The 12,146-nt window shown below is 38.1% G+C and carries 9 protein-coding genes; 1 reads left to right on the top strand and 8 read right to left on the bottom strand.

The genetic code is table 11. The annotated features are described in order from the left end of the window. Positions 1-82 precede the first annotated feature (82 nt). From ACFSKV_RS14955 to ACFSKV_RS14940, 4 genes are read right to left on the bottom strand one after another with little or no spacing between them, the layout of a single operon-like run. Positions 83-3,490: an efflux RND transporter permease subunit gene (locus ACFSKV_RS14955; protein WP_380804445.1), complete on the bottom strand. Its 3,408-nt coding sequence runs from the start codon at positions 3,488-3,490 to the stop codon at positions 83-85. A gap of 7 nt (positions 3,491-3,497) precedes the next feature. After that, a complete protein-coding gene (locus ACFSKV_RS14950) occupies positions 3,498-4,625 on the bottom strand; it encodes an efflux RND transporter periplasmic adaptor subunit (RefSeq protein WP_380804442.1) in 1,128 nt (375 codons plus the stop codon). A 31-nt stretch (positions 4,626-4,656) separates the two neighbouring features. Continuing rightward, on the bottom strand, positions 4,657-6,015 hold the full coding sequence (locus tag ACFSKV_RS14945; RefSeq protein ID WP_380804439.1) for a TolC family protein: 1,359 nt from the start codon (positions 6,013-6,015) through the stop codon (positions 4,657-4,659). Continuing rightward, complete coding sequence (locus ACFSKV_RS14940; RefSeq protein ID WP_380804437.1) at positions 6,012-6,620, bottom strand: TetR/AcrR family transcriptional regulator; 609 nt, start codon at positions 6,618-6,620, stop codon at positions 6,012-6,014. The genes ACFSKV_RS14945 and ACFSKV_RS14940 overlap by 4 nt, the downstream gene beginning before the upstream one ends. 226 nt (positions 6,621-6,846) lie before the next feature. Between ACFSKV_RS14940 and ACFSKV_RS14935 the strand changes: the two genes are divergently transcribed. Further along, a complete protein-coding gene (locus ACFSKV_RS14935) occupies positions 6,847-7,668 on the top strand; it encodes an alpha/beta fold hydrolase (RefSeq protein ID WP_380804434.1) in 822 nt (273 codons plus the stop codon). A gap of 26 nt (positions 7,669-7,694) precedes the next feature. Here ACFSKV_RS14935 and ACFSKV_RS14930 read toward each other — a convergent pair whose 3' ends face one another. From ACFSKV_RS14930 to ACFSKV_RS14915, 4 genes are all read right to left on the bottom strand, one after another. After that, complete coding sequence (locus tag ACFSKV_RS14930) at positions 7,695-9,113, bottom strand: Glu/Leu/Phe/Val family dehydrogenase (RefSeq protein WP_380804432.1); 1,419 nt, start codon at positions 9,111-9,113, stop codon at positions 7,695-7,697. Between the two features lie 53 nt (positions 9,114-9,166). Then, positions 9,167-10,261 carry a serine hydrolase domain-containing protein gene (locus tag ACFSKV_RS14925; protein WP_380804429.1) on the bottom strand — a complete coding sequence of 365 codons (1,095 nt, stop codon included), beginning with the start codon at positions 10,259-10,261 and terminating at the stop codon, positions 9,167-9,169. 119 nt (positions 10,262-10,380) lie between these two features. Then, positions 10,381-11,373 carry a fasciclin domain-containing protein gene (locus ACFSKV_RS14920; RefSeq protein WP_380804426.1) on the bottom strand — a complete coding sequence of 331 codons (993 nt, stop codon included), beginning with the start codon at positions 11,371-11,373 and terminating at the stop codon, positions 10,381-10,383. Between the two features lie 89 nt (positions 11,374-11,462). Further along, positions 11,463-12,146: an ABC transporter ATP-binding protein gene (locus ACFSKV_RS14915; protein WP_380804423.1), complete on the bottom strand. Its 684-nt coding sequence runs from the start codon at positions 12,144-12,146 to the stop codon at positions 11,463-11,465.

The following is a 12,146-nucleotide window of genomic DNA, read 5'->3' as shown; positions in this document are numbered from 1 at the left end:
CAATCTTAAAAAAGAAAAACCCTTGAGATAATATCCCAAGGGTTTAATACATTTAAAAACCACCAACCTTTATTTAATCATGCTATTTCAATCTACGAATCAACATGGTTAATTTATCTGCCAATAAATACATGACAGGTACGATTACTAACGTTAAAAAGGTCGCAAAGGTTAGACCAAATATTACAGTCCAGGCCATTGGCCCCCAGAAATCCGCATTGTCTCCTCCCACAAAGAATTGTGGATCAAAAGAACTCAACAAAGATCCGAAATTTATATTCATACCAATCGCGAGTGGAATTAAGCCCAGGACAGTAGTTATTGCTGTTAACAACACAGGCCTTAACCTAGTTTTCCCACCTATAATAATACTTTGAAGCAATTCTGGAAAGGGCAAGTATTCACCTTCAGGTGTATTCAATTCTTCCCTCCTTCTTGCTCTCACCAAGTTGGTATAATCAATCAACACGATAGCATTGTTAACTACCACACCAGCAAGAGAAATAATTCCTATACCAGTCATGATGACCACGAAATCCATATTGAAAATCACCAGACCCAAGAATACCCCTATTGTACTTAATACCACAGAGGCCATAATAATAAAAGGTGTTGTCACTGAGTTGAATTGGGCAACAATTATCAGGAATATGACAGAAACTGCAATAAACAAAGCCCTCAATAGGAATGCCTGTGATTTTGCCTGTTCTTCCTGTTCACCGGTAAACTTAACGGTTATGCCTTCAGGAATATCATATTGTGCAACGAGGTCTTTCAATTGATTGTTAATCTCTGTAGGATTGTATCCATCAGTGACATTAGAGAAAATTGAAATCACTTTATTCAGATCCTTCCTTTTAACTGAACCATAGGTGGAGCCGTATTCCAATTCAGCCACTGCAGATATGGGAACTTCCTTTTTATTGCCGAATTTATCCCTGAAATTGATCTTTTTGTTGATCAGGGAGGTAAGATCATACCGATACTCGTCCTTTAATCTCAATTGGATTGGATAATCCTCTTCTCCATCTTTGAATTTTGAAACTTCAAATCCAAACAATGCGGTTCTAAGTTCATTGGCAATTGAGGATGTGGACAAACCAAATCTTCGCGCCTTTTCCCTGTCTATCTTGAGTAAGACTTCAGGGCTTCCCAATTCAAGATCAGTTTTCAATTCTTCAATTCCGGGAATATTCGCAGAGGCAAGATATTCATTAAAATCACCTACATAATCGATCAATTTTAAATAATCTTCTCCACTTACCTCTATGTTTACCGCTTTACCAACAGGCGGACCGTTTTGCTGTTTATTTACAGTAATCAATACACCGGGGTATTTCTCAACAAGGTCACGGATTTCCTCCATTATTTTATTGGTATTGATTCCTTGCCTGAATTGGTACTCCACAAAGCTGATCGTAATTTTCGCTTTATGGGGGGTATTGGCTATACTTGGCCCTTCGGATTGGTCGCCCGTACCTTGTCCTACTTGGGTAATGACAGACTCAACAATATTTTGATACGGTTCAAGTAATCCCAACAGTTCATCCTCCATTCCAATCATGAAATTATTGGTCGCTTCAGTGTCCGTTCCAATCGGATTCTCAATAAATATATTAACCAAAGCCGGTTGATTATCGGGAAAGAAAAGGACTTTTGGAGCCCTTATACCCAATAAAACCAAGGAGAGAATTAAAAGCATGAAAGTCCCTCCCAGGAACAAATATGGATTTCTCCCCTTTAGTGCAAAATGAAGTGTTTTTTCATATAAATCCTCTAAAAAAACCAAGAAGACATTCTGGAACCATCTGATTGCTGTCCTTAAGACAAATACATTAAATACAGTCAATAATGCAGCAATCATCAAAAGGTTGCCAAAAGCCAAAGAGCCCACTAAATAACTTATAACTGCTAATACCGCTAAAACTAATGCAACAATAATTGACTTCCTTTTTGGCTTTTTCACATCAAAATCCTGAATTTTCATATACATTGATGTTAATACAGGATTGACTACCAATGCTACAAATAGGGAAGATGACAGTACGATAATCAAAGTAATCGGGAGATATTTCATAAATTCCCCGATAATATCATCCCAAAATGCCAAAGGGAGAAAAGCTGCCAGGGTAGTAGCTGTCGAGGTAATGATCGGCCAGGCCACCTCCCCTACTCCTTCTTTGGCTGCCCTAATGGGTGATTTACCTTCCTGCATCAATCGGTAGATATTTTCCACAACTACAATCCCATTATCTACCAGCATCCCTAAGGCTAATATCAATGCAAATAAAACCATTAGGTTAAGGGTAATTCCCAATGAGTTTAAAATCAAGAAGGAAATAAACATGGATAAAGGAATCGCTATACCAACAAATAGGGCATTTCTAAACCCTAAAAAGAACATCAAAATCAACACCACCAGAATCACCCCAAAGATGATGCTGTTCTCAAGATCACTTACCTGAGATCGAGTGGTAGTTGATTGATCATTGGTGATAGAAATTACCAAATCAGCTGGAAATCTTTCTGCCTTTGACTTTTGGATGATTTCCTTAATTTTATCTGAAGCATCCAAAAGATTCTCCCCGCTCCTTTTTACCACGTTGACAGTTACCACAGGTAATTTACTGCTCCTGGCATAACTCTCCCTTTCTTTGTAAGTATCTTGAATTTCTGCTACATCGGACAGGTAAACAATTTTATTATTTTCTGTCTTAATGATGATATCATTCAATTCTTTAGGGTCTTTGAATTCACCGGTTATCCTAAGGGCCCTTCTGAATTCACCTGCAAGGACATTTCCTCCGGAAATGGTTAAGTTTTCCTGGGAAACCGCATCTGATATATCTCCAAAAGAGACTCCCAAAGCTTCCATTTTATAGATATCCGCATCTATTCTGATTTCCCTTTCGATGGTTCCCCTCAGTTCTGCTTTGGAAATTTCCGGTAACTTCTCTATTTCATCTTCAAGAAATTCCCCATATTTTTTCAACTCTTCTTCTGTATAATTCCCTGCCAAGTTGATATTCATGATAGGAAAATCCGAGGTGTTGATTTCAATGACATCCGGATCCTGATCCAAATCAGAGGGAAGCTCACTTTTAGACTTATCTACAGCATCCTTTACATCCTGAATAGCTTTGGAAATTTCTACACCGGGATTAAATTCAATCACTATGGATGAAAAATCCTGTACAGAGGTAGATTTGATGTTTTTGACATTATTGATGGACTTCAACTCCTTTTCAATCGGTCTGGTTATCAAATTTTCCATGTCCACAGGAGAGTTACCAGGATAGGCAGTTCCAACATATACTGTTGGAATGACGATTTCAGGAAAACTCTCTTTAGGCATGGTTCTATAAGCCAATAACCCTAGGACTGTAATAATCAGTACCAAAATAACTACTGAAGTCTGGTTATCAACGGAAAGGGAGCTAAGTCCAAATTCCCTGATAACTCCTTTTTTCTTTTCTTCTAATTGCTCCATAGGTAAATTATTGAGCGATGTTTACACTAAAATTGTCACCCACTTCTCTAAAACCTTTGTCGACAAGCACTTCATCACCTGACAAACCTTCCAAAACTTCTGTAATTTCCTTATAGGTCATCCCTCTTTTGATGTATCGTTTTTTGGTGACATTGTTTTCAACGGTAAACACATAATCACCTTTGCTGTCTTGAAGGATAAGATAATTCGGAACGGTAACTGCATTGGGATTTTCATAATCCTTGATCCTCAAAACTGAAATCAGATTGGGTTTGGCAAACTGAAGGTAAGGTAAAAATACCTCTACCTTAAATGTCCTGTTATTCAGATTGATGACCCCTCCGACTGCGGAAACTTTTGTTCTGAAATTTTCTTTTACAGAAGGAAAATAAATATCAACCGAATCCCCCTTGTTCAGAATTCCAAGATACCTTTCTGAAACATCGGCTTCTATAAAAAGATCACTTTCTCCAACGAAATGAAATAAAGGTGTTCCAGGCTGAACCAATTCACCTGTTCGGACCAGAACAGATTCAACATTTCCAGAGAAAGGAGCTGTTACTATCGTTTTTGACGCTTGGGTTTTTAATCCAGCCAAACTCTTCTCCAAGGTTTCTTTTCTGTTTTTTGTTTCCAGATACTGGATTTCTGTTCCTATTTGCTGGTTCCAAAGACGTTCTTGTTTTTCATAAACTATAATGGCCAACTCTAACTGCTTTTCTACCTCTTCAATATTCCTTTGTATCGCTTCAGCATCTATTCTGGCAAGAACCTGACCTTTATTTACCCGCATACCTTCTACAGCAAGTACTTCCTGTACCCTTCCTGAGACTTCACCTGAAATGTTCACATCTTTCTTTGAAAGTACTGATCCTGTAGCTTCCACAAAGTGTTCAAAATGTATTTTTTCTGGTTTGATGGTGGATATCAGCACTGATTTTCTATTGGTAATCCCAAATTCCGGATCCAATACCCCAATTTCCTTTTCCAGGGATTCGATGGCATTTCTCAGGTCGGCAGCTTCTTTTTTAAGTTTTGCCAACTCATCTTTTTTTGCTGTCAATTCATCCTTTTGACCACATGATGCCAGCAGTACGGTAAGGAAAATGATTAAAAATGGAAAATTCTTTTTCATATTTTTAGTGTATATTTTCAATGATAAATTATTACAGTATTCCAAGTGCTTTCTCGAGATCCACTTTCGCAATCAAAGCATCATAGAGTGCAGAGAAATAATTATTTTCAGCATCCTTCAATGCCGAATCTGCTTCCACCACTTCCAGATTGGACCCTACACCCTCCTGGTATTTGATCTGTGCCATTCGGAATACTTCTAAGGCAAGTTCTCTGTTTTCATCCTGGACTTTAAATGCACGTATATTGTTCGCCAAGGTGGTTTTTGCCTGAAACCTTTCCATCTTGATGTTGTCCTCCAGAAAAACCTTTTGGTTTTGGAGCTGCTCCAACTGATGCCGCTTTTGCCTGATTTGGGCACTTTTTTGCAAACCGTCAAAAACCGGTATCTGCAACCTTAGTCCTACGAAAGCACCTGTAAACCACCTGTCGTTTTGAAACATCAACCCAGTAGATTGTGCCGCAGCGTTTCTCTGGTATGTACCAAAAAGGTCCAAATTGGGAATGTAAAGTGATGTGGTGTATTTAATATCCAAATCAACCAATTGAAGGTTTGTTTCCAACTGATCTACCTCAATTCTCCTCCCGCCCTCAGTCATTAGCAAAGCATTTAATTCTTCTAAGGAAACCAGATCCTGAATCTTTTCACTCAACTCTATTTGGTAATCCATAGGAAGCCCCATCTGAAGTTTGAGAAGTTCCATACTGATATCATGAGCGGCTTTGATCTTTTCAATCTCAGTCTGTAGGTTGTTCCTTTGCACCTTGATCCTGGAAACATCTATTTTCTCTGCGAAACCTGCCTCATACAATGCCTGTGTTTCTTTCAATAACGTGTCTAACCTACCCAAGTTGGCGCTGACCAGATTTTGCCGGACATCGTTGACCAAAACAGAGAAATAGGCTTTCTTCACACTTTCCTTGACATCGACCTGGGTCTTTTGATTGTCAAACTCAGAAAGTAGCTTGTAAGTTTTGGCAGCTTTAAGCCCTACAAAATAGGAACCGTCGAAGATCATTTGGTTCAACTGGAATACTAATCCTGAGGTATAGTTTACTCCAAATCTGACAGGCAATACATCAGAGTCAACATCTGGATTTGCCAAAGGACCTTCATTGGGCAGGAACACAACAGGGATGGCAGCATTATGAGTAACATCAAATGTACCATTGATCTGGGGTAATCCGGCCGAGGTCCTTTCGGTGATGCTTGCTTTTGCCCGTAGTATCTCCAGCTGGGCATTTTTGGCGTCCACATTGTTTGTCAATGCGTATTCCAAACTTTCTTCCAAAGTGAGCCTTAGGACTTCTTGAGAAAGTGCCGGAGAGTTTGCCAAGAGCACTGACAGGAATATCCCTATTCCAAAAAGGCTTTTAATTGTGGTTTTCATACTGCTTTTTCTTTTTGGTTTAAATAAGCTTCTCTTCCTTTCTCCGTAAAAATCCCGTACAGGAAGTGCTCGAAAATTTGTAATTGTAATTCTACTTGACTGTATTTGGAAGGAGGAAACTTGATGGGGTCAAAAATAATCATCATCTGTTCCAAGCGAATCAATGCAAGAATTTCGGTATTGATTTCAGGCCTAAAAAAACCTTCTTCTTTTCCCTTTTCTAAAAGCTCTGTGATCTCTTTTAAGATATGCCCATGCTTGAATTCTTCAAATAATCTCCAGCATTGTGGGAAATACCTTTGAATTTCATTCATGACCAAGGGGTTCATTTCCGAAAACCTCTTACGGATGAAATAAGTCAGTCCCACAAGGTGTTCAATGATGCCATCTTTGATTTTGGGTAAATCTTCCATTCTGGCAATGTCCTGCTCCAAGGCAGAGGAAAAGGTGTCATATACCAACTGGTTCTTGTCTGCAAATTCCTGATAGATTGTCTTTTTCGAAATACCAGCTTGACGGGCAATATCATCCATTGTCACTGACCTGACACCAAACCGCATAAACTGCTCTTTTGCGACTTCGATAATTTTTTCTCTTGTTTCCAAATACTTTTTAATTTGGATACAAAACTCAGGAAACTATACGAAAGTTCAAAGTTTCTTTAGTTTTTTATAAAATTTAATTTTAACTTAAAGTAAATTAGGAAATTAAAAATAAATTAAATTTTGAATTTAACACGTAATTAAAAATTTTATTTTACATTCGTGTTTTTGATGAAATATAAAAAATATAAAAACTAACTTTGTTTTATGATTATTTTAAATTAAAAAAATGGAGTTTTTAGAATCAAGTTTTGGCCATCTTGCCTACCAAAAATATGGGGACGGTAAAAATGTTCACCTCCTTTTTCACGGATTTGGACAAAACATGAAAGCATATAAGGATTTTTTACCTCTTCTAACAGAAAATGACACTTTTCTCGTCTTTGACATTTTTTATCATGGTCAAAGTAGCTGGAAATCGGTAAACCAAAAACTTACCAAAGAGATCTGGAGAGAAATTATTTTGGAACTGAAGAAAAAAGAAGGATTCGAAAATTTTCACCTGATTGGCTATAGTATGGGAGGTAAATTCTCTCTGGTAACTTTTGAATTGTTCCCCTGCTATGTAAAATCCATGATCTTAATGGCTCCAGACGGAATCAAGACCGGTTTTTGGTACAATATGGCTACTTTTCCCGGGATATTGAATAAATTGTTCAAACATGTGATATTTCATCCCAAAAGGTTTTTTAGGACGATGGACTTTTTACACCATTTAGGTCTCCTCCAAAGCAGTTTCATCAAATTTGTCAAATCCCAGATGCAAAGCAGAACCATGAGAGCACAGGTTTATTTTACCTGGAATGTTTTCAAACCATTAAAACCGGAACTGGGCTTAATCATCACCATGCTTCGCTTGAATCAAGTACCTGTTTTCCTTTTCACAGGCACCTATGACATGATGATCACTACAAAAAACCTTTTTAGATTCAGTTCCAAAATACCTCATATTCAATCCATAGAATTACCATGTGGTCACAATAATTTGATTAAGGAAACCTCCCTTTATCTTCAGAAAAACAAAAAAGAGGTGAACATAGCCACCTCTTGAAATCATAATTCTAAAAGAAATATCAATTAAGGAAAGACACCCAGGTCCATATAACTGATCGCTATTCTATCCAAGGCCAAAATAAATCCAGCAGTCCTAAGGCTAAAGATATTTTTTTCTTTTCTTACCCGGTTCATGTCATGATAGGCAGTAACCATAGTTTCTTCCAGTCCGGATAATACAAGGTCCCTTTCTGATGCACCTTTGATCAATTCATCTTTTTCCATATCGGTAAACTCTTCACCGGTGGCATTTTCTATGGTTCCCAACAGTTTTCTGTATTTCTCCATATCATACCTCTTTTCCAACTTTCCGAATGAAACCCTGGATAGATTCTTTAGCCATTCAAAATAGGATACCGTGACACCCCCTGCATTCAGGTACATATCAGGAATGATCATAACTCCCTTTTCCAGAAGGACTTTTTCTGCCTCTTGGGTTACAGGACCATTAGCAGCTTCTCCTATTATTTTTGCCTGTATTTTGTCCGCATTATCTAGGGTAATCTGGTTTTCTAAAGCAGCAGGAATTAAAATGTCACAAGGATAGGTAAGTAATTCCATGCTATTTTTCACAAATTCACCCTTTGGATAACCTTTAAATCCCTTGTTCTCATTTTGGTATTTCTTCAATGCCTCAATATCGATTCCTTTTTCATCCCAAATTCCACCATTCCATTCTGCTACACCGATTACTTTTGCCCCTGCCTCACTGATATATTTGGCAGAATAATAACCCACATTACCCAATCCCTGTACAATTACTGTTTTACCTTTTAAACCTGGTTTCAATCCTAAAGCATCCATATCCTCTTCGACGCCCACGGCTTCCCTTATTCCGAAAAACACACCCTGACCTGTAGCCTCCGTCCTTCCATCTATACCGTGCTGTGACAATGGCTTACCTGTCACACAGCCTTTAGCATTGATCACTTCCGGATTAAACGCCTCAAAAGTATCCACAATCCAGGCCATTTCCCTTGCTCCGGTACCATAATCAGGTGCCGGCACATCAATAGCTGGTCCGATAAATTTCTTTTTGATCAATTCGGCGGTATATCTCCTGGTAATTTTTTCCAGTTGATTGACATTGTATTTTAAAGGATCAATACTTACCCCACCTTTTGCTCCGCCAAATGGAACATTGACCAATGCACATTTGTAAGTCATCAAGGCGGCTAGACCCTTGACCTCCTCTTCATCCACAAAACTGCTGTAACGGATACCTCCTTTTGCGGGCAACTTATGCTGGGAATGTTGAATCCTGTATCCTGTGATCACTTCATAAGTACCGTCCTCATTGCGGAGTGGAAAATTAAACTTATAGATACTGTTGCAGGCCTTGATTTGATCAAGCAATCCAGGATGAATATTCAAGTATTTCGCTGCTTCATCCACAAAACTACACACGTCATCAAAAAGGCTGTACTCTTTCTTTTTGTTCATAAAAATGGATATTTTGGTATATCTCCTAAGTTACAAATCATTTTAAAATAAGCTCAGGGAGAGGGAATGATATTTTTCAAAATCTTCCAGATATCATCCAAAAACATAAAGGGCACCAAAGACTGGTCAGGACTTAAACCCATTCTTACCAATACCAAATCCATGGAAGGAACTACGCATACATACTGTCCATCTTTTCCCAATCCACAAACCATATCCATTGGGGCGTTTGGGGCAAAGGAACCTGGAAACCTTATTTGTAGGGAAGGGACCATAAATGAACTTTTCCCATTTAACCACCAAAGATACCCATAGCTTTCATTCAGATTTTGGGAAGTATTGATCATGTGGTTCAAAAAGGTTTTGTCCTTGATTACAGGTTCGCCCGCCCAGTCTCCATTGGCCAAGATCAGCAATCCAAACCTTGCCATAGACCTGGCATTGCTAAAAAAAACATGGTTATATCCCAACCTTTGCCAAGAACCTGTCATACCGATTTTGGTAGCTAATTTTTGGTCAAAATAATCTGAAAAATCCCTACCGGTAGAAGTTTCAATTACCCTGTCCAATAACGTATATGGCGCATTATGGTAAGCCCACCTGTTACCTGGTTCTGCCAAATATTGAAGATTGGAGGGACTAAAGTCGTCTTTATCTCCTACCCCATCATCTAGGCCTGAAGTCATCGTGAGATGATGCCAAATGCTTATATTTTTCTCTTGTTCCCCTGACATTGAAGTCCAGCCTTGCCCCAAATAATCCGAAGAGGGTTCGGATAAATCCAAATAACCTTCATTTTGTGCCATACCTATCAGAGTGGCAGTCAATGTTTTTCCCGCCGAAGCCCAATACCAAAGGGAATTTTGGTCAAAATCTAAATTTCCGGTCAATCGTTTGCCATAATATTCCTCCACCACAATCCTACCTCCTTTTAAAAGGATAAAGCCTCTAGTCCCATTCTCTTCCAGTAAGCGTTTAAGCTTTTCAAGCTCATCCATATTCCAGTTCAAATCAACTGGATCCAGTGTTTCCCAATTCGTTCCGGAAATAGGTGGAAAATAAAGCTCAACTGGTTTATTATCAGGATTTTCTTCCTCTTTACATGATAATAATAAAAATGAAGTCAATAAAAAGAAAAGGAGTCTCATATTTAAAATAAAAGGAGGTTTAGGATAAGGTCTTTATTAACAAATTCTATACCTAAAAAGATAAACGAAAAAAGGCTATCTGTTTAGATAGCCTTACTTAGCAATTTTCAGAAATTTCTTTAAGGAACAACTGGTAAAATCACTTTATTTATCACATGAATCACCCCATTTGTTGCCTGAATATCTGTGCCAATAATACCGGAGGTTCTGCCATTTTCATCAATTAAATTAGGACCTGCAACATTGATGGTCACGTCATCTTCTGATAACATTCTAATACTTGTATTCGTCAAATCACTTGAATAAACTCTTCCTCCTCCAAAAACATGGTAGGCTAATACCCTTTGTAAGGCAGGAATACCTCCGATTTTTGTTACCAACTCTTCCAGACTATCAACCTCCTGCTCTTCTAATAAATCCAAGAAGGCCTGATTGTTAGGTGCAAAAACAGTGATGTTATTTGTTGTAGCCAATAAATCTCCCAATCCCGCTGCAGTTACAGCCTCTACCAGAATTGAAAAGTCAGGATTTCCATCTGCGATTTCAACAATATTCTTAGTAGGTGGAAGCAATACCTCATCAATACCATGAATTACACCATTTCTAGCCCTTTTATCTACCATCACTATATTGGCATCATTTACCTTTGCCCCTCCTGAAAGACTGATTTCAACCGCAGCTCCATTGACAGTAGGCACAAAGCCTTCACTTAAGTCCGTTGATAATACTGTCCCGGCTACAACATGGTAAAGCAGGATATTGGTTAAGTTGTCCAATCTTCTGATGTTGCCCGGATTCAGACCTAACTTGGCAAAGGCAGCATCAGTTGGAGCAAAAACAGTTAATTCATTCCTGGCAAACACAGAAGCCAGACCTGAACTACCCAAAGCAGCATTAAATGTCGCATAGGTTGCACCGGCACTTTTTCTCGCATTGATATCCCCATCTTCTTCAAGACCATTTTCAATACTTTTTAATACTTCGGGAATAGCATCTAAGTTATTTACCATATTTACATTAGGAGCACTGTCTTCCAAATTGGAACAACTCCACACAAATAGCAGTCCTACTGATAGTAGTCCTGACCAGCTGAGATTTTTAAATTTTTGCATGATGATTTGGGTTATTTACTAGGGTTTTTTTATTGAATAGAATTGAAACCCAAAAAATTAAGAATGGTTTAAAAAATTTTATATTTTTTTTAATTATTCAATACTCTCCCATCCTCCATTTCAATTATTCTGTCAGTTCCCTTTGCAAATTCAGCATCATGGGTTACAATCAACATTGTCTGATGGAATTCCTCGGCCAGCTCCTTAAAAATATTAAAAACAATATCAGAGTTTTTCTTATCCAGGTTCCCAGTGGGTTCATCTCCCATGATAATAAGCGGGTCATTCATTAAAGATCGGGCAATAGAAACGCGCTGCTTTTGGCCTCCTGATAATTGGTTGGGTTTTTTCATGGCATGATTTTGCATATCAAAAATTTTTAATTTTTCCATGGCAATGTGTTCTAGTTCATCCCTTGATCTTTGATTGAGCTTTAAACCAGGTATCATCACATTTTCAAGAACTGAAAATTCATTTAGGAGATAATGAAACTGAAAAACAAAGCCAATCTTCCTATTCCTGATTTGAGAAAGGAAATTTTGATTTTTCCCTGTTACCAATTCCTCATCCAGAAACAATTGCCCATCATAATCGGTATCCATGGTGGATAATATGTATAAAAGTGTGGATTTACCACAACCTGATTTTCCCATAACAGAAACAAATTCACCTCTTTTGATCTGAAAGGTCACTTCATTTAGCACCTGCGTTTTCACAGGACTATAAAAATATTTATTGATCCCTTTGGCTTCTATGACGACCTTCTCTTTCAT

The sequence above is a fragment of the Shivajiella indica genome (assembly GCF_042683085.1).
Lineage (GTDB): Bacteria > Bacteroidota > Bacteroidia > Cytophagales > Cyclobacteriaceae > Shivajiella > Shivajiella indica.
The sequence above is the reverse complement of the archived record's forward strand: the minus strand, read 5'-3'. Positions and strand labels throughout refer to the sequence as shown.